Below are 18,579 nucleotides of genomic sequence, written 5' to 3'. Positions count from 1 at the left end.
GATAACCGGCGCCCGGATGGCTGCTCAAATCAGCCCTCTCCTCACATTCATGCGCGTCACGGCCGTCACCAGAATAGCGCCGGTCATGAAATAGAGCGTGGCAATGATATGGCCTTGGTGGAAATGCAGCCCGGCAAACAGCAGGGCCATGACCACGGCAAGAAAGGCGATGATGCGCGAGAATTCATCGGGCATGGGGCGACCTTGTAGCAAAGGAATGCGTTGGGTGGCCGCCCTCATTCAGCCGCTCGCTCCATAGACCGGGTTTCGACTTTTCGCAATCGGCCGAGTAGCGAAGCCCACGCCTCAGACCAGATCCACCTCGACCCACAGCCCACCCGGTCCCCGGGCCGGATCGCGCGGTGCGCTGCGCACGGCCTGGATCGAGCCGAACGGCGCGGCAAAAGCCGGCTTGCCGTTGGCGTCGGCCAGCCACGGATCATCGGCGCGGATGACGCGGCCCTTCGTCCTTGTCTCGAGCGCGGTCAGGATGCCGTCATAGGGCATCTCGCCCCAGTGCACTTTTACCGCATCCACCTTGTTGGTGGGGATGAAGGCCGACAGGTCGGCGCTGGTCAGCAGGTCGAACCCCTGTTTTTCCGGCGTGGCGTTCTGGCTGCCGTGATGCGCGACCTTGAGATAGACCGTGCGAGCCAGAAGGTCGGCCGACGTGACGGTGCCCTGCCCCACCGGCCATTTCAGGTCCTTCCAGCTCAGCCAATTGCCGATCTGGGCGTCACCCGGAAACAGGACCACCCGGCCGCTGTCGATGAACTCGAAGGCGAGCACCAGGCTGGTGTTGTTGACGCCGCGATCGAGCTGCATGGCAAGGTCGGCGGCGATCCCCATCCAGTCTGCGTCGATGCGGCGCCACGACTGGTCGCGATCCTCCATCGAGGCCGCGCCGGAGACCGGTCCGGAATAATGCTTGCGTGTAAAGGCGCCGATATCGACGGCCGGATCGCTGCCTTTGTCGCCGTTCAGCGCCGCCGACAGCGGCGTGCCGATATTGCGTTCGAAGGGACTGAGTTCGTCCACAAAGGTTGGATCGTCGTCTTGATTCATCCTGAGCCCGGATGCGAGCGCCCGCGCGAACGGTCCGCCGCTCGCAAGCGGAAACATCTCGCTCGCCTTTTCCTCCAGCCGGAGCGCCGCCTTGTCGCGCGGCGGCCCGAGCACATAAATCCGAAGATTGGGCAGTTCCGCGATCGATTGCGGCGGACCGCCGGGCTCGAAATAGGTGGGCGATGGTTTTGCGGACAACTTTGCCGCGGCATCGCGCGCCGAGCGCACCCGCTCACCGGCGGCGCCGAATTGGAAGCCGAGCACGGACTGCAGCCCGTCGCGGACGCCCGCCATGTAAGGACTGAGCCCCTGGATGCCGTCCAGCTTTTGGCCGACGCCCTGCAGCGCCGCCAGCGCCTGGCCCTTGAACTTGTCGAGTTCAACGGCCTCAGTGTCCGCGGGATTTTCGCTCCACGCCATCCAGACGTCGCCGACGACAAAGTCCTTGAACAGGTCCTTTGCCGTCAGGAACCCCGAAACATGGTCCCAGTGCTCATGGGTGATGACAAGCACATCGATCCTGCCGCCGGTCTGTTTCTTGAGATCGGCAACGATGTCTGCGACAAGCGCCGGGCCGCCGGCGATCGAGACGTGGATGCCGCAGTCGATCAGCATGCGAAAGGGCGAGCCGTCCGGCTTCGTGAAAGTAAGCAGGTGGCAGTCGCCGATGCCCTGGCAATAGTGCCGGACCGTGACGGCCGATGCGAGCGCTGCCGCGGGAGCCGCCCCCGCAGGCCTTCTCCTTGTCGCTGGCCTTCTAGACATGATCATCGTCTCCGTCGCTGGCGTGCAGCAGAGCGAAGGGTTCCGACACCTCGCCACCGAAATAGAGTGCTCGCAAGGGCGACAGGTAGTTTGCCGCCATCGTCCCGGCCTGCCGCTTCTGCCGGTCCGCGCTGCCGGTGTTCTTGATGATCGAGTAGCGGATCTCCTCAAAGCCTTCGCGCGGATCGATGATGATCGTGGCACCGCCGCGGAACCAGAAGAAGCCGTCGCCCCTGTTGACGCCTTGCGGCGCCGGCGTGCCGTCGAAGGCGATGGGTATCCGCTGCTGGATGACGGCGACCACCTCGACGCGGAATGAGCCGTCCGGCTCGACGCGCCGCGTCGGGCGCACGCTGTAGATGTCGAAGGTCGTCTCGCCTTTCTTCGGCTGGTGCATGACCGTGCCGTCCTCGTTGTAGCGCGGCAGATCGGGCAGCAGGCCGAACTGCTTGTAGAGGTCCGGATTGGAGGCGAAGGCCTTGTGCATCGCCTTCCACAGCGCGTAGCGGTTCCTGTCGTTGAGGGCGAAGATCTCGGAGCGCTTCAGCTTCTGGTTCCAGCCGAGATCGATCTTGGCAAGCAAGCCCTTCAGCCAGGGAGGCGAAGGATCTTCCGGCGCGCTCCAGGCGAGCGTCTCTTCCGAAATGGTGCGCACGTCGCGCGGCAGGAGCTTCCATTTGCGGAAGGATTCCAGGAACGCCAGGCGATAGTGCAGCGGATCGTCGGGATAGGCATCGCGGTCGGCGGTGATCAGCGCCCGCAGATACTCGCCGAAGGTGATATCGACGGCCGGGCAATAATCGAGCGCGCGGATGCACATGGTCAGCATCTGCCTGGCGGTCTTGGCGACCTCGTCGGTCAGCCGCTCGACAAGGCTCGGATGCAAGGTGCCCGCCGGCAGTATGCCTGTGCCGCCGGTGGCAAGCTGGATCAGATCGTCGGTGCGGCGGTCGGCGATGGCGATGAACGCCTGGTAGACGGCGAAGACGAGGATGGAGCCGCGGTCATGCGCCTCGAACGTCTTGTCATAGTCGAGGTCGGCCATGCCGGCGCCGCCATATTCACGCAACGGCCCTGCCCTTCCGCTGCCCTCGCCGAACTGCCTGGCGATGCCGGAAAGCAGCGAGGCCGCCGACACATCGCCCCTTGCCTTGCCGATCTCGAAATTCACCAGCTCCTTCAGCGTAAAATGCTGGAACAGCGCGACGATGTCGGCAAAGGCCTCATGAAAGGCAGGAACGTCCGGATTGGACGCTTCCTGGAAGCGGCGATGCAGCCCGTCGAGCAGCGCATGCGACATCTCGTGCGCAATGATATCGCTGGACAGGCAGGAAAACACCGTCGTCCCGGGCGTGGTGACGTCGCCCTCATTGCCGGTCGCCGGGAAATAGCCGAACAGCAGCGCCTTCTTTTCCGGGCTGTAATAAGCGTTCTCGGCGCGCAGCGCGTGCGGATAGATGCGCAAGCGCGGCACATAATGCGCTTTCACCGCCATGTCGCCGTTGCGGCCGGGGCTTTGCGAATAATGCGGCGCCCACAGCGCCCGCCGCCCGAGCGCGCGCTCGAAATGGCCGATCGTGGTCATGGCGACCGCATAGACCATCTGCTGGTGGAACTTGGGATTGCCTTCCGAAGGCGCCAGGCCGTCCTGCGCCAGAAGCACCTTGTCGTTGAGGTCGACCGGGTCGTAGACGCGGTCGGAGGCCGGATCGACATCGACCACTTCGAGATATTCGCCGATAGGGCCCGGCGCCAACGGCTTGACGGCCGACGGTTCGTCGTCCCAGGGAACCGAAAGCGTCGCCTGGTAGACCGACACCGAGTCCAGCCGCTTGGCGACCGAAGGGTCGAGCGCGTAGATGCGCAGGCGCCGCTGCGGCGGCGGCAACGGACGCGGCTTGCGCTTGATCGGCGCCGGGCTTGCCGCGGGAGCGGCGACCGGCACCGGCCTGGCGCCGGCCCTGCCCAGCAGCCCTTCGAGAAAGGCTCTGAGCGGTTTCGACGGATTGCCTTCGTCGAGAGCGGCTTCGAGATAGCGGTTGCGCGCCGCGGCCGAAATGGCGGCCGGGTCGCCGTCGGGATCGGCGATTGCCTGGTCGACGGCGACCGTGCTCTGCGCCATCTGCATCAGCTCCAGCCCCAGCATCCTCTGCCGTTGCAACGCAGCGGGCGACTGGGCCGCAAGCGAGTTGCCGCCGGTCAAGAGATCGAGCCAGCTCCACGTATAGGTCGCCGGCGGCAGTTTCTGCAGCTGGTTCTCCGCCGGCGGGGCGATTGCCAGCGCATCGAAGGCGCGCACCACCCCTTGCCCGATCTTCTCCAGCGTCTCGGCTGCGCTCATCTTCGGCGTCGATTTCTGCGCCGCCTTGAACAGCGCGAAGCGCACGGCCTCGACGCGCATCCAGGGCTGCGAATAATTCTTAACGACGTCCCAGTGCTCGGCCAGCCAAAGCGCCGCCGCTGCGGCGACCTGGGGCGTCGCCGCCGATGTGCCGTTGCCGTCCATGTCGACGACCTTGGCGCAGTCGATCTCCGCCCAGGGCACATTCGGCGTATAGGCGCCGAGCGCCGTCTTCATCTTCGAGGCGGGACCGTAATTGCCTTGCATGGTGCCAAGGTCGAGGCCGGCATAGGCGCGGCCGTCTCCCATCACGCCGCAAGCCGCCAGCACGCGGTTATAGCGGGCTGGATAGACGATGCTGCGCGGCGTGATGGTAAAATTGTTGCCGGCCGCCGTGACCATCACCACGCCGCTGTCGTAAGCGAGGTTGACGGCATCGACGAGAGCCTGCGAAGCGAGGCCGCCCATGCTCATCGACAATAGCTGGGCGCCTTGCTGGCGCGCATAGTCGATGCCTTGCACCATCGTGCCCGTCGTCAGCCGCACCACCCAGTCGGCGATGCGGACCGGCAGGATATTGGTCTGCGGGGCGCCGCCGACGAAATCGGTGAAGCCCGGCCAATGCGGCGACGTGCCGTCGAGCTTGTTGCCGGCAAGCAGGCTGAGCGTGCCGGTTCCATGGCCGCGATTGCTGGTGAGCGTGCCGGCAGGCGCATGATCGGTCGCGTTGTTCGGCCCGGTGCCGTCGTCGACGAAATTGCGCTGCTTGGCTGCGAGAAGCCCGCTCGGCAAGGTGCGGTGGCCAGGATCGAAACCGGTATCGAGATGGGCGATGATAATGTTGGACTGCTTGGCGCCGACCTTGCTGCGGGCAGCCGCGAACTGGCTGAAGGTCGGGCCAGCGTTCCAGGCAACCACGCCCGGCACCGTCGCCTGCCTGCCGCTTGGGTCCTGGTCGTCGAATGCGCAGACCGGGCTGGCGCTCGCCGCCATGCCGCGGTCGCCGCCGCCGTTCCTATAGTCCCATTGCTGAACCATGTCGGGTTCGATCGCCAGGATATCGCCAGCCGCTGAATCTCCGCCGCGGGCGAAGAGTTCGTGGGCATCGTCCCAGGGATTGTCCGAGTCCGCTGCCTTGGGGGAAAGCCGCAGCCACGTCGCGCCACGGTCCGCCGCGGCCCCGAAGTCGGCGCCGGCAGCACCGGGCGGCACCGTCAGGATCGGTTCGGCATCGATTCCTCCGATACCGAGCGACCGCCTTCGGGCTGCGATCCCGGCGCCATCACCACGAACCTTGATAAGGAGTCTCCTCGCCATGGCGTGCCCCTCCTCGGAAGTGGAAACCATGGCGTGGACTGTCAACCTCAGTCAAGCCAAGTCCCAAACCATGCTTCGATCGATCTGTTTGCCAACTAGGAAACTGGGCCGATTGTATTTCCGCGCCAATATGCTTGGCGGCTGCAACATACATTCGGCAAATGACAATCGCGCCGGCCGGCAAGCGCTTCTGTGATCGCCTTCACATACGCCGGGCCGACTTCGCGCACAGATATCGCACCGGGTGGCACTGGCTTCTGCTTCAAATGCACGGGCTCGAATGGCTTCCGGGCCTGAAAGTGGGTCGGTCCTCGGCAGGGAGTTTCGATCACCTAGCCATTTTCAGATTTGCTGTTCGCGCGCGTCGGTCACCTCCCGCCACGCGCGCGGACGGCGTTTCGCAGATCGGTTCGCGTCCGCCAGCGTGCTCCGATCCCGTTGCAAGGAAAGTTGCCGGCTAAATTCGATGCCGGCAGCGCACGTCTGGCGCTCGATCTCCCAAAGGCCGTCGTGTGTTGCCGTAGTCGCCACGAAAGGAGACCAGGCCTTGATCGAGCATGCACTTGTCATACAATTTCCGCTTAACGAGAGGCGGAATCGCACCATGTCCACGGCCAGCGCAGACGACAGGAGCACCCTGCCGCGTCTGGCGCGGATCGATCCGCGCCAGTTCGATCTGCTGTTCGGCGGCTGCAAGGTAGAACGCTATGCCGCCGGTCAGCACCTGTTCGTCCAGGAGGACGCGTCCGACCGCATCTACGGCGTGATGAGCGGCACGGTCGAAATCTCGCTCTACTCACCGGGCGGACAGAAGCTGGTGGCCAATATCGAGCTGTCGCGCAGCCTCGTCGGCGAGATCGGCGCCTTGGATGGACGCCCGCGCACGGCAACCGCCATCTGCCTCACCGCATGCGAGCTGGTTTCGCTTAGTCGGGCGCAACTCTTTGATCGTATTGAAAAAAATCCACCGCTGGCGCGTGCCATGATCGAACTTCTGTGCACGCGACTGCGCTGGGTCAGCGGCGAGCTGGGCGACCAGGCCTTCTTCGGCATCGAGGCCCGGCTGGCCAAGCGGCTGGTGTTCTTGAGCAGCGTCATGGCTGATCCCGCCGGCTGGGTTCCGATCTCGCAATCGGAGCTCGGCGAATTCCTCGGCGCGACGCGCGAGTCGGTCAACAAGACACTCAACGACTGGCGCAACAGGCACATGATCGCCATCAAACGCGGCGGGCTGCGCATCACCAATGCCGCCGCGCTCAACCAGATCGCCGAGTCGCAGGACGACGACTGAGCGGTTTTTGACCCCGAATCAGAGCCGCGAAATCAGGTAGCGCAGCGCGGACCGGCTCGGCATGAAGAAGTAGCCGCCGCCTTTCGTGGTGACGAATTGCGGCATGTCCCTGAGCACCGTCACCTTTTCCCAGGACGGAATCGAGAACCGGCCGCCGCCATCGCGCGCGCCGATCGTCGGATCCTTTTCGCCGACAAGGCCCTGGAACGAACTCGACGAGACCCAGGTCTGCTGGATGAATTCGTACTGGCGCTCGATATCGGCGTTCAGGCACATGAAGAGAAGCCCCTTCTCGACCTTGCCGCTGCGGTCCTTCTTCTCATAGGTGCGGCCGACGCGCAGGATGCGGTGGCGCTTGCCGATCCTGATCTGCGTCTCGCGATCCTCGCCGAGCGAATCGCGTGGATTGGAACGGCGTATGTGCGAGCCGAGCGGACAGCGATGTCCCTGCGGGTCCTCGGCGCCAAGCGCGAAGTCGTTGTCGACGCCGCGGCTCGGGCGGCCGTCGGGGTTGCGCACCAGCGAACTGCCGTCCTGCCAGCGCCCGAGCATCTTGGCCGCCACCCAGCGCGGCGTGATAGCGTCGTCGCCGGTCTCGTGCGCGGCCTGCGCGGCGGCGTGCTTGCAGTAGTTATTGAACAATTCGACATGCTGTTCGAACTGGCGCATGACGAGGAACGAGCCGTTGCGGCCAAAATCGCGCGGCGGTGGAGGCTGGCCGGGGACCTGCCGGTTGCGCCGCACCTGCGACAGGATGCCGGTCCGGTCCTGCGCCGCCTGGACGGAGGGCGACGCCGGATAGAACCCATGCTCGTCGCGATAGCCGAACAGGAACTCGCCGGGCGCCAGCAGGTGCATCGGCGCGGCGCCCTTGTTGGCACGCGACGTACCCTTGACGATCGGCTGCGAGACGCCGTCGGCGAAGCCGAAATGCTCATAGGCGCGGGCGCGCTCCGGCTTGCGGCTGTTGCCGGCATCTTGGGTTTTCACGCCATCCTTCTTCGGCGGCTCGCGGTTCACGACGAGCGGCAACTCGGCGACGATTTTCATCCCCGCGCCGGTCGTCTTTCGTTTCGCGGCCGCGACCTCCCCCTTCAGCACCGCCGGCTTCTCGGCGTAGCAGATGACGACTGCGTCGACCGGCGCCTTGGCCGAACCCCACTGCCACCTGTCAGGCGCGTCGGGGCCGGTGTCATCGAGAATGCGGCTGCGCTCGGGATTGCCCATGCCGTGGCGAAAGGCGGCCGGGAAAGTATCCAGCGGATCGTCGTCGACGCCGCCCTTCAGCCCGAGACGGCGCAAGCCGTCGGGGCCGAAGGCCACCGTCATGGCGCGTCCGACCGGCACGCCGTCGCCGAAGCTTGTCTTGTCGATGACGAAATCCAGCCATGCTCTCCGTTGCATTGCCGGCAGCTCTTCGGGCACCCGGATCGCCAGCATATGCGCATGGCCGAGCGCGCCGAACGGACCGAAGAAGATCGATTGGATCTCGCCGGCTTCCAGTTCTTCGAGGGGCGAAGGCGCCGGTTCACGGCTGACGATTTCCGCCGGCCTTGCCTGCGGCCGCTGCAGCGAGCCGAACAGGCTCACCCAGTCGCGGGCCTCGTTGCCGGTGGCCGAAGCAATGCCGCGCCGAATCCTGGAGTTGATGCGGATGCGGGTGGTGTTGAGATGCGGATAGGCGGAGTACCAGAACAGCGTCGGCACCTGCTGACGCCGCGCCCAGCGCTTGAAGCGGTCACCGTCGCGCGCGCCGTCGAGGTAGAGCCAGCGTGTGCGCGGGTACCCTTCGGTGTTGCTCCAGACGCCGGTCAGGCCCTCCGACGCCTTGGCGATGAAGTCCTCCAGGTAGCTTTCCCAGCTGCCGCCGTAGTTGGAGAAGAACATCAGCTTGCCGGTGCCCGGCAGCAGCACCCAGCGAGCGAAGTGAATGGTGTTTATGGTGGCGAGGAACCCCGGCTTGAACACCTTCTGCGCCGATATCGAGATCAGATAGAAGGAAAGCCTCAGCGCCAGCCGCCGCAAGGTGCCAGCCTTCATCGTCGATATCGCGGTGAGATGGTTTTGCGCGCAGTGGTCCTCATTGGCGAGGATCCTGTCCAGGGCGCCGATATCGACGGGGGTGCTCTGCGGCCGATCCCTGTCCTCGAGTCGCCGCAGGCCGAGGAAGCACAAGCCGATGAACAGCAGGGCTATGGCGAGCAGCCCCAGCACCGCCAGCAGAAGCGCGGTGCCAGCAATCGCGATATTGGTGAAGGTGATGCCGTGGGGGTTCCCGAACACGAGCACATAGGTCATGCGCCAGCAGGCAAGGACGACGATCGCGACGGTGGCGAGCATCGCCGGCGCAAGCAGCGTCGTCGTCAAGGCCCGCCACCAGCGGCCCGGCGGTCGCTCCAGCAGGCTCTCGGCCGGCTCGAAGGCCCAGCCGAACTGTCCCAGCGACTGAGCATGCCGGCGCGCCTCGGTGAGCACTGCAAGGGCGTTGCCGGTGCCCGCGCGCGGCTTTTCGACGATCTCGCGCACACTGTCGGCAAGCTTGGCCTCGGCCAGGATACGGCGCACCGAATGACCGGGCGTTCCCGAAAAAACCAGCCCTGCCGTGCTACCGAAGGACGGCGATATCTCGATGTGATACTTCTTCAGGAAGTCCTCCAGCGAAGCGCCGTCCGGCAGACCGCACACGTCCCTGAAGATCGGCCGCAGGCGGTGGCCTATGGCCAGCGTGATGGCGCCGATGACATCGTCGGCGCTGCCGTCGCCCGAGATTTCGAATACGAGCGCGCCGGTCTCGAGGCCCGATTTCTCGTCCTTGCCGGTGGCGGCGACGGCCAGGCTGGTGAAATGAACCGTGCCGACCTTGTCGAGCGCATCGCCCGCCTCGTCGATCGCCGGGTTGCCGAGCGTGCCGACCTTGTCGCGCACGGCATACAGCGGCACCCCGCGCCTGATCGGGCAAACCACGGTGACCATCGACTGGTCGACCGTGCGGCAAAGCGCAGAGCGCTCGAAATCGACCTTGAGGCTTGTCGGATAGGCGCCGACATTGACCATCTTGCCGGCTCTGCCGCGCGCACGGCTGAGCCTGGGCTTGCTGAACAGGGCGCGAACGCATTCGCCGATCTGAATGCGGGCAATCTCGGCGCCGATGCACAGATGAATGCCGTGGCCGAACACCATGTAGTCGCGGTTCGGCCGCGAGGTGTCGAATTCGTTTGGCCGCTGCACGATTTCCGGGTCGAACATGGCCGAAAGCGTCGCCGGCATCACGACCGTTCCGGCCTTGACCAGGCGCTCGCGGCGCGTGCCCTGGCCGATGACCGCGTCGCGCCTAGTGTAGCGCCAAGGGCCGACCCAGATCGGCTTGAAGCGCATCGCTTCCAGTATCGCCCGGTCGAGCTTGTCGATGCTGTTTTCCGCCAGCGCCGCGTCGACTGCCTGCCGTGCATCGGCGCGCGACAGGATCACGTCCAGGCTATTGCCCCCGGCAAGTACGTTGGTCGGCACGAAGCCCGCGATCATGCCGAGCATGACCGAATGGATGTCGGGCAGCGACAGGCGCCCCTGATCCATGAGCGCGACGAGGCGGGCCAGCGGCCGGTTGTCCTTCCCTCCCCGGTCCCTGACCGCGGCGATCGAGCGGTCGATGACCTTGATCAGGCGATCGCCGCCGACGATTGCGAGCTGACGTGTCGTCGGGTTCGCCGTCGGATCGGAAAAGAACAGCGCGCTAAGCGCGATCGACCAGTCGGCAAACTCGGTTTCGTCGTCGATCTCGAGGCCGAAATAGTCACGGCAGATGCGCACCGGAACGATCTTCATCAACCCGGCGATGGCGTCGAAGCCGGGGCTGGCTCTGGTCATGATGTCGCGCGAGTGACGCTCCGCGATCGGCCGGACGGCGGCTTCGACTTCCGCCGGCGGAAAGGCGCTCAGCACGGCCGACTTCATCTGCCGGTAGGCAGCCCCGTCCTGCATGCCGAGGATGAAATTCGATCCCCGGGCCAGTTCCGCCATTTCCGGGCCGTAAGGCGTTTCGAACTCGTCGCCGCGCTCCAATATGTCGCGCACATCCGCGCCTTTGGTGACGAGCAGGAAGTTGCCGAAGGCGAGATTCGGCCAAAAGCGGCGCAGCAGCGCCAGCAGCCAGCGCGGATCGCTGAACAAGAAGCCGGCTATACGGGACGCAAGCCCTGTGGCGCGAAGCCGGTCGATGTCGAACGGCGGCATGTCAGCGACAGGACGCTGGCTCTTCTGCGCCGCGCGGACAGCAGCGAAATACTTCAACTTGATCATGCGCGTTCGAGCCCCCCGGCTGTACACATCGATGTGGTGCCGGCCATCCTTTGGCCTAGGTTTGCTTCGGTCCGGCGTATGTGATTTTTTTCACAGTCGTCTGTGTTCGATCCCAGCGATCATGCAATGGTCTTGGCCTGATCGAAATTGGCGATCAGGAAATTGTTCTTCGCCGCGTCGGCGAACGGTATCCAGCGAATCCTCTGCTCGGAAAAGTCCGGATGCCTGGTCGCGAAAATGGCGAGTTCCCGTTCAGCCTCGTCGCGGCGGCCGCTCCGCATCAGGGCGCCGATCTTGAGGAATCTGGCGTAGAAATAGCCCGGCGAGAGGTTGAGCGAGCGGTCGGCAACGGCAATTGCCGCCGGCCAATCCTCGACGAAGCAGTATGCGGCGGCCAGTTCCCCAAGATTGTGGAAGCGGTAGAGATCGAAAGGGCTGAGCCGCTCGGTATCCAGGAAGAACGGGATCGCGCCGGCGGCATCGCCGAGCAGCAGGCGCGCGCTGCCCATCGCCGAGCGGGCGAAGGCAAAGCTCGGATTGATGTGGATCGCCTCGGCCAGATGCTCGGCGGCGGATGCCGGCAGGCCGCGCATGATGTCGGCCGCCCCGAGATAGGCGTGCGGGCGCGCGTCGAGGCTGTCCATCAGAAGCGCCTTGCGCGCGAACGCCTCGACCTTGTCCAGGTCGTCGCTGTCGCCGAAGCGCAGCCATGCCCGCCAGAAGTACCACCATGCCAGCTCGTTCAGCACGGCGCTGGAGTTCGGATCTTCCTGGTAGGCCTTATCGAAGAATTCGAGCGCGATCTCGGTGTCTTTGCGCGTGCGCCTGTTCATGTGCCAGCGGCCGCGCCGCACCAACTGCCAGGTCTCGAGGCTTTCCCACGGCACCTGAAAGGTCCGCACCTGCTCGGCCCGGTCGACCTCCTTGTCGAGGATCGAAACGATCTCACTGCCGATCTGGTCGCGCAGGCTGAAGATGTCGACCAGGTCGCGGTCGAAGCGCTGCGACCAGACGAGGCGACCGTTCGACGTATCGGTGAGCGAAGCGTTGAGGCGGATCTGCCCACCCAAACCTGTCAGCGTGCCGCTGACGATGTAGCGCGCGCCAAGCGCGTTGCCGATGAGCCTGGTTCCGAGGCCGTCGTCGCGGAACTGGAAGCTGGAGCCCTTGGCGATCACCGAAAGCCAGCGGGTATTGGACAGGCCGTAGATAATGTCTTCCGCAACGCCATCGGCCATGTAGCCGATATCAGGCTCGCTTCCGTTGCCATGGAACGGCAGCACCGCGATTGCCGGCGGTCCCTTGGGAAGAGGTTTGTAGTGGCCGGGTGCCGCGGGGATGGCGGCCAGGGAAGCAGCCATCGCGGCGCCGTTGCCGCCGCGCCCGGCTATCAGGACGCGCACCGGCAGGGCGATGTTCTTGAGCATGAACTCGCCGAGGTCGGTGAAAACCGCCGCCGTCTTGTCCTTCACGTGGTGCCAGGTCGTCTCCGAAATGGCGAGGCCGTCATGCGGAGCGAACTCCTGGAGACGGGCGGCAATGTTGACGTCGTCGCCATAAAGACGGCCCTCGCGGACGATGACGTCGCCGGTGTTGATCCCGGCCCGGAACGGCATGCGCATCTCCTCGGCGGCCAAGGCATTGAGCGCCATGATCCGATCCTGGAAATCGAACGCCGCGCGCAAGGCTTCGATCGGAGTGCCGAATTCAGCCATGATGCTGTCGCCGGCAACGCCGAAGGTGCGGCCGCCAAAGGCGCCGCAGCTGTCGGTGATGATATCGCGCCTTTCCTCGAAGGCCGCGACGGCGCGTTCGTCGTCGATGCCCATCAGCCGCGAAAAACCCACGGCGTCGATAGAAATGATTGTTGCGAGCTGACGGGTATAGTGCCGTTCAGCCATGGTCGAGCCCCCGGTCCCTGCTTCGGTCCAGAACAGGCGACTTCCGCTGGAAAAAAACTTCGCCGTTTGCCGACGGAAAAATCCCCGGCAGGCTCGGCGCGCCGTTGCCACCCTGTTAGGTCGGAAGTCTAACAGGGTCTTGCCAAAAGCTCTACCACGAACAGCTAATGGAACGCGGTTTCGGCCCAACCCATGGTTAGCTGTTGGTTACCTGAAGCTCCGCGTTGTAGAAACCTCCTTATCTATTGGAATCTCTAAGCTTTGCTTATTTAAGCTATCGCGAATGAAGACGGCGCTGGCGGTGACGGACCAGCCGTGGAGCAAGGCGTCGTCCGCCCGTGGCGGAACCAACGGGCCGGGATTCGAGTTTTCAGCACGTTCATGCCAACACGAGATTGAGGGCAGTCATGCGCGCTGTTGTTTTGGCAAGTGGTATTGCGTTCTTCCTTATCGGCGGGTCGGCTTTCGCGGCCGACCAGCAGACTATGCCGCCGCAAAATGCCAAGAAGCTCTCGGAAATCGTCGCCAAGGTCGAGAAGCGGAACGACTTCCAATATGTGAAGGGGGTCGACTGGAGCAGCGACGGCTATACCGTCACCTACTACACGACCGACCGGGCCAAGGTCGAAATCACCTATGACCCGGTGACCGGCGAACCGAAGTAAGCTTCCCAGCTAATGCATGTCGCGCAAAACTGTGCAGCGGTTTTGCGAAAACGACATGCATAAAAACAAAGACCTGACGCGCGTCGCCTGAATCCGTTTCAGCGCGACGCGCTTTTAAAGCATGTCTCCCGAAAGTGGAAACCGGTTTCGGGACAAAGACATGCTTGAAGTCAAAGACTTAAAGTAGGTCGCGTGAATCACGCGACCTGCTTTACGTCAAATCCGCCCTGCCCGGAACTTGCGTCGACGCGTGTTTGGTGGCTGACTGCGCGCCACGATTGCGGGCACGGGGGTGCATGGCAGTGGTTGGCTACGTCCTGAAGCGCATCCTGATGGTGCTCGCCGGCTATCTGGTCGCGGTGCTCGTCGGGTTGATCGCGTTGGTCGCGATCTACGTGGTGCTGAGTTCGCTACCCAACGCTCAAAGCTATTTCGCGCTGATGCAGCTCACGCCCGTCGCGGTGCTGGTCGTGCCGCCGCTCGGCATGTTCGTCTATTTCCTGACGATCGTGGTCACCGGCATGCAGACACTGGTCTTCGCCCTGATTGCCGAGTTCTTCTCGCTGCGGAGCTTCTGGCTGCACATGCTGTTCGGCGGTGCGCCTGCGGCCGCCGGCTTCATGCTGCTCTGGCAGGATGCGCCGGACGATCCGGAGCGCTGGGCTGACCTCGGCATCATTGCAGCGGCCGAGCTGGTGGCCGGTTTCGTCTATTGGCTGATTGCCGGACGCGATGCCGGTTTCAGACGCCCGCTCGTCGCGCGCTTAGGTTGACGGTGCGCGCGCCGCTTCGGTCGCATCCAGCGCCTGCATCAGCTTCGAATCGCGATCGTAGACGTCGTCGAAATATTCGACCTTGCCCGACATGTCAGGCCAAGCGGTGAAATAGGCGACATAGACCGGGATGACGCGCGTGACATTTTCGGTCGAATGGCCGTGCTTCAGCTTCTCGGCGATATCATCGACCGAGGTGCCGAGCACAGCGGCCGCCATGCCGCGCGGATCCTGCAGGCGGATGCAGCCGTGGCTCAGCGCACGCATGTCGCGCTCGAAGAACGACTTCTGCGGCGTATCGTGCATGTAGATGGCGTGCTTGTTGGGGAAGAGGATCTTCAACTCGCCGAGCGCGTTGGCCTCGCTCGGCTGCTGGCGCACGCTGAACGGAACTTTGGCGCCGTAGGCGCCCCAGTCCACCGCGGCCGAGGGAATTTGCCTGCCGCTGGAATCCGTCACCTCATAGCCGGCACGATCGAGATAGCCCGGGTCGCTGCGCAGCCGCGGCAACATCTCGTTGACGATGATCGATTGCGGCACGCCCCAATAGGGATGGAAATCGACCTGCTTGATCTGGTTGTAGAAGAAGGCGGTCTGGTTGGTGACCTTGCCGATGACCACGCGGGTCTTCAGCTTTTCCTCGCCATTGTCGATATAGCTCGCGGTGAAGGCCGGCTGGTTGATGAAGACGCGCGGGCTGCCGAGGTCGGAGGGGAGCCAGCGCAGCTCCTCGAGCGCGACCCTGACCTTCTCGATCTTGTCGGCCTTGGAGGTTCCCGCAAGCGAAGCGACCGTGCGCGGGCCGATGACGCCGTCGCCCTTCATGCCGGCCCGCTTCTGCACCGCCTTGATCACCGGCACCAGTTCCGGATCGTAAACCTCGCTCTTGCCAAGCCTCGCGAGGACCTCGCCATAGTCACCACCCATCTCGTCATCGAGGTTGCGGGCAATGAGCGTCAAAAGCTTGGGCAGCTCCGGGCTGCTTTCGCCTGGCTTCAGGAGCAGCTTCGGATCGACGACGATCTCGTTCTCCTCGCTCGCTTCAAGCGATTCCAGCTCGACGCGCAACGCCTGGTATTCCGGGTTCTGCGGGTGCCGCGATTCGAGATAGGTGCGCACTTCTTGAGTGTGCGCCAGCGTCTTCAGCACGCCCTCGAGATCGAGCGGCTTGGCCGGGAAATCGTAGTAGCCGGTCATGCGGTTCGGGTCGACGCGGCCGCTCTGGGCGTCATGGGCATAGCGCAGCACGCGCGCCGACAGCGCCATCTCGAAGCGGACCAGTTCCTTGGTCCGCTCTTCGGGCGTAGCGGAAGCCGTGGTCGCCGGAACATCGACGGCGTAGTCGGCGGGCGTCAGGCCGTAGCTCGCCGCCTCGCCAAGCACTCGCACGGCGTCCTGCGCCCTGCTGTTGGGTGCATCCCCTGTCACCCAGATGAAATCCGGATTGGCCGAGTAGTAGGCGATGAGCGCCTTGGCGATATCGGGTTCGGCAAACAGTTCATAGTCGCTCAGGCCCGCCAGCGCGTCGCGAAACGCACTTCCTGCCACGGATGGCACAAAGGCAGCGTCCTGCGCGGTCGCCGGCGGCGGAGCCGGCAGCAGCGACTTGAAGTCGACGCGCACGAGCTTGTCGGCCCTGTAAGTGTTATAGGTCGGGCTGCTGATCCTGACTCCGCCTCCGGTGCCAGGCTGAACGTTGCGCGGCTTCGGCGGTGGCGGAAATTCACTTTGGGGATTGTGCCGGATGCCGCCGCCGAACAGCATGTCGAACAGCCCTTGCGCGTTCGCCGGCTGCTGACCGAAGGCCAGCGCCGCCGCAATCGCGATCGGCAAGACAGCATTTTTGTTCCCGAGGATTTTCATGTTTCACCCGCACCGGTTGAACCGGGTTCCCGTTCCGCGCCGCTTGACGGTCCCGCCCATCGCATGGCGGATGTAAGGCGCGATTATACCGATTCACACCGATTTCGTTAAGCTTTCATAAATTTCCGCGGCCGTGTTGCAGAACAGTTTCACCTCCTTATGAGGTTCGGAACGGATAAGGCTGTTTGCGGTTCCAGCTGCTTACGAACAGTCGGGCATTGCCGTCACCATCGATGGTAGTGCCGAACTTACCCTCATTGTTTGGCGAGCCCGGCAAGGCGGACCAAGCGGGCTGCCCTTATGAAGAGTGCAACGAGCGCCCTGAGCAACCATGGCCGCCCCCGCGTGACGAACATCGGTCCGTGACAAACCGCGGTCTTTGTGATCGAAATTCCAGCGGCCTCGAGCCATGGCCGGGAGGATGTGCAGTGAAGAAGGGATATCGCGAGCTTCTCGATGAGGCGAACGCCGAGATCGAGGTGGTATCGCCTGAGGAAGCGGCCGGATTGCTGGAGGATGACGGCACGATCTTCGTCGATCTGCGCGATCCTCGCGAGGTCGAGCGCGACGGCAAGATTCCCGGCGCCAAGCATGTGACGCGCGGCATGCTCGAATTCTGGATCGACCCCGAAAGCCCCTACCACAAGCCGTTCTTCGCCTCGGGCAAGACCTTCGTCTTCTTCTGCGCCGGCGGCTGGCGCTCGGCGCTAGCGACCAAGACGGCGCAGGACATGGCTCTGACGCCGGTCAAGCACATCCTCGGCGGCTACACCGCCTGGAAGGCCGCCGGCCTGCCGGTCGAGCCCGGCCAGAAGAAGAAAGCCGACTGATCAGGTTCGTAATTCCGGGCGCAAGACCGCAGCTGGCTTTTCCCGCAACTACTTTCAATGCAGCATCGATTCGGGCTCGGTCACGAAGCCCACGGCGCGCGCGACGACATCCTTGTCGGCAAGGATGCGGCGGTGTCCAAGCCCTTCGGCCCAATGCAGGCGGACATGATCGCCGGCTCCCGCATAACGCTTTGCGTGATCGGCATGAACCTCGCGGTCGTCCGGCGCATGGATGATCAGCGTCGGCACCGATGCCTCGGCAAGCTGGCGGTCGCCGGTGAATTCGCTGAGCGGCCGCCCCGACAGATGTTTCACCCGATCCGCCATGGCGACCCGGGAGCGCGGCCCGACATTGAGCATGCGGCTGAAGTCGTCGAAGATCGCCGGCAGGGAACTCGGCGCCGCGATCAGCACCAGCTTTTCGGCCGAGAGCGGCGGCACGCCTTTGACCGATGCCGCGACCGCGTTGGCGGCAATCGCGCCGCCGAAGGAATGGCCGACCACGGCGGCAAACGGACCGAACCATTCGCCGGCGACCCGGGCGGCGTCGACCGCCGTCACCATGTTGAGATGCCGGCCGAGCGAATGACCATGCCCCGGCAGGTCGAGCGAGACCACCTTATAGCCAGCGCCGCGAAACCCTTCGATCAGCGCGCGCATATATTCGGTGCGCGAGCGCCACCCATGGATGACAAGCACCGTGCCGCGAGAGCCCCTGCCCGGCTCGGGTCGGAACTCATGCACTGCAACGCAGTCCGTCCTGGTCTTCAATCTGTGATGGCGCGCCTCGGCCATGAAAGCGGCAGCACGCTCGACAGCGCGGCGCTCGCCGTCGCTCAAGGCCTTGACGTTTGGCGTGCGGCAGAACAATTCGAACGCGGCGCGGCCGCTGAGACGCGGAGCGACATGCTCGGCCGCGCCGAATACGCTCCGGATGACCTTCAATCCAAATGATGCCATAGTGGCGGTCCATCCATTCGTTCAAGCATGAACATAATAGTTCAAACATGAACATTACGCAAGAGCTGCCCTGGGACAATCCGCGCTTTCGCAACTGGGTTGCGGTGGCCCGCGCCTGCCATGTGCTGGAGCGCACGCTGGCGACGAAGCTGGCGCCGCTCGACCTGAAGCCGGCGCAGCTCGACGTGCTGATGAACCTCTATCGCCATCCCGGCATGTCGCAGCACGACCTCGCTCGCAAGCTCCTGGTCGGCCGCTCCAACATCACCATGCTCCTGCCGCAACTGGAAGCCCGCGGCCTGCTGCGGCGCGAAGGCGACGAGAAGGACAAGCGCGTGCTGCGGCTCAATCTCACCGAAGCCGGAGAAGCCCTGCTGATGCGGGCGCTGAAAGTGCACATGGCGCTCATAGAAAAAGCGATGAGCCAGTCGACGCCGGAGCAGTGCGACATGATCGGCGACCAGATGCGCAAGATCGCCGACGTGCTCAAGGAAGCCTGAGCGCAGCTTGCA

General features: G+C 64.2%; 12 protein-coding genes. 5 read left to right on the top strand and 7 right to left on the bottom strand.

Translation table 11 applies throughout. The features are described from left to right. Window positions 1-24: 24 nt before the first annotated feature. From RFN30_RS05735 to RFN30_RS05725, 3 genes are all read right to left on the bottom strand, one after another. The gene (locus tag RFN30_RS05735) at window positions 25-240 is read right to left on the bottom strand and encodes a hypothetical protein (protein ID WP_320261168.1); all 216 of its coding nucleotides are present in this window, start codon (window positions 238-240) and stop codon (window positions 25-27) included. 66 nt (window positions 241-306) lie between these two features. After that, complete coding sequence (locus RFN30_RS05730; protein WP_320261167.1) at window positions 307-1,830, bottom strand: MBL fold metallo-hydrolase; 1,524 nt, start codon at window positions 1,828-1,830, stop codon at window positions 307-309. Beyond that, the gene (locus tag RFN30_RS05725) at window positions 1,823-5,488 is read right to left on the bottom strand and encodes a S8 family serine peptidase (protein ID WP_320261166.1); all 3,666 of its coding nucleotides are present in this window, start codon (window positions 5,486-5,488) and stop codon (window positions 1,823-1,825) included. The genes RFN30_RS05730 and RFN30_RS05725 overlap by 8 nt, the downstream gene beginning before the upstream one ends. Before the next feature lie 604 nt (window positions 5,489-6,092). Between RFN30_RS05725 and RFN30_RS05720 the strand changes: the two genes are divergently transcribed. Then, window positions 6,093-6,779, top strand: a complete 687-nt coding sequence (locus RFN30_RS05720) for a Crp/Fnr family transcriptional regulator (protein WP_320261165.1) — start codon at window positions 6,093-6,095, stop codon at window positions 6,777-6,779. Window positions 6,780-6,797: 18 nt separating this feature from the next. Here the strand turns inward: RFN30_RS05720 and RFN30_RS05715 are convergent, their stop codons facing one another. Next, entirely contained in the window at window positions 6,798-11,075 is a 4,278-nt protein-coding gene (locus RFN30_RS05715) for a cytochrome P450 (RefSeq protein ID WP_320261164.1), read from the bottom strand. 119 nt (window positions 11,076-11,194) lie between these two features. Continuing rightward, window positions 11,195-12,976, bottom strand: a complete 1,782-nt coding sequence (locus RFN30_RS05710; protein WP_320261163.1) for an adenylate/guanylate cyclase domain-containing protein — start codon at window positions 12,974-12,976, stop codon at window positions 11,195-11,197. Between the two features lie 407 nt (window positions 12,977-13,383). Between RFN30_RS05710 and RFN30_RS05705 the strand changes: the two genes are divergently transcribed. Together RFN30_RS05705 and RFN30_RS05700 are read left to right on the top strand one after the other, a co-directional pair. Further along, a complete protein-coding gene (locus tag RFN30_RS05705) occupies window positions 13,384-13,641 on the top strand; it encodes a PepSY domain-containing protein (protein WP_320261162.1) in 258 nt (85 codons plus the stop codon). A 296-nt stretch (window positions 13,642-13,937) separates the two neighbouring features. Beyond that, a complete protein-coding gene (locus RFN30_RS05700; RefSeq protein WP_320261161.1) occupies window positions 13,938-14,414 on the top strand; it encodes a hypothetical protein in 477 nt (158 codons plus the stop codon). On the opposite strand, the gene RFN30_RS05695 is transcribed toward RFN30_RS05700, so the two are convergent. Next, a complete protein-coding gene (locus RFN30_RS05695) occupies window positions 14,406-16,277 on the bottom strand; it encodes a L,D-transpeptidase family protein (RefSeq protein ID WP_320261160.1) in 1,872 nt (623 codons plus the stop codon). The genes RFN30_RS05700 and RFN30_RS05695 overlap by 9 nt on opposite strands. Window positions 16,278-16,705: 428 nt before the next feature. On the opposite strand from RFN30_RS05695, the gene RFN30_RS05690 reads away from it, so the two are divergent. After that, window positions 16,706-17,107 carry a rhodanese-like domain-containing protein gene (locus RFN30_RS05690; RefSeq protein ID WP_320261159.1) on the top strand — a complete coding sequence of 134 codons (402 nt, stop codon included), beginning with the start codon at window positions 16,706-16,708 and terminating at the stop codon, window positions 17,105-17,107. Window positions 17,108-17,161: 54 nt separating this feature from the next. Here RFN30_RS05690 and RFN30_RS05685 read toward each other — a convergent pair whose 3' ends face one another. Beyond that, complete coding sequence (locus RFN30_RS05685) at window positions 17,162-18,067, bottom strand: alpha/beta hydrolase (RefSeq protein ID WP_320261158.1); 906 nt, start codon at window positions 18,065-18,067, stop codon at window positions 17,162-17,164. Window positions 18,068-18,114: 47 nt separating this feature from the next. Here RFN30_RS05685 and RFN30_RS05680 point away from each other — a divergent pair, with 47 nt between their 5' ends. Beyond that, window positions 18,115-18,567, top strand: a complete 453-nt coding sequence (locus tag RFN30_RS05680) for a MarR family winged helix-turn-helix transcriptional regulator (RefSeq protein WP_320261157.1) — start codon at window positions 18,115-18,117, stop codon at window positions 18,565-18,567. Window positions 18,568-18,579: the final 12 nt, after the last annotated feature.

The organism is Mesorhizobium dulcispinae (genome assembly GCF_033977345.1).
Classification (GTDB): domain Bacteria; phylum Pseudomonadota; class Alphaproteobacteria; order Rhizobiales; family Rhizobiaceae; genus Mesorhizobium; species Mesorhizobium dulcispinae.
This window is presented reverse-complemented; position numbering and strand designations above follow the sequence as displayed.

Bases quoted from the DNA above. Each gene is read 5' to 3' on its own strand.
- RFN30_RS05725 (WP_320261166.1), bottom strand. From the start codon at position 5,488: ATGGCGAGGAGACTCCTTATCAAGGTTCGTGGTGATGGCGCCGGGATC.
- RFN30_RS05710 (WP_320261163.1), bottom strand. From the start codon at position 12,976: ATGGCTGAACGGCACTATACCCGTCAGCTCGCAACAATCATTTCTATC.
- RFN30_RS05695 (WP_320261160.1), bottom strand. From the start codon at position 16,277: ATGAAAATCCTCGGGAACAAAAATGCTGTCTTGCCGATCGCGATTGCG.
- RFN30_RS05715 (WP_320261164.1), bottom strand. From the start codon at position 11,075: ATGATCAAGTTGAAGTATTTCGCTGCTGTCCGCGCGGCGCAGAAGAGC.
- RFN30_RS05720 (WP_320261165.1), top strand. From the start codon at position 6,093: ATGTCCACGGCCAGCGCAGACGACAGGAGCACCCTGCCGCGTCTGGCG.
- RFN30_RS05700 (WP_320261161.1), top strand. From the start codon at position 13,938: ATGGCAGTGGTTGGCTACGTCCTGAAGCGCATCCTGATGGTGCTCGCC.
- RFN30_RS05680 (WP_320261157.1), top strand. From the start codon at position 18,115: ATGAACATTACGCAAGAGCTGCCCTGGGACAATCCGCGCTTTCGCAAC.
- RFN30_RS05735 (WP_320261168.1), bottom strand. From the start codon at position 240: ATGAGGGCGGCCACCCAACGCATTCCTTTGCTACAAGGTCGCCCCATG.
- RFN30_RS05685 (WP_320261158.1), bottom strand. From the start codon at position 18,067: ATGGCATCATTTGGATTGAAGGTCATCCGGAGCGTATTCGGCGCGGCC.
- RFN30_RS05730 (WP_320261167.1), bottom strand. From the start codon at position 1,830: ATGTCTAGAAGGCCAGCGACAAGGAGAAGGCCTGCGGGGGCGGCTCCC.
- RFN30_RS05705 (WP_320261162.1), top strand. From the start codon at position 13,384: ATGCGCGCTGTTGTTTTGGCAAGTGGTATTGCGTTCTTCCTTATCGGC.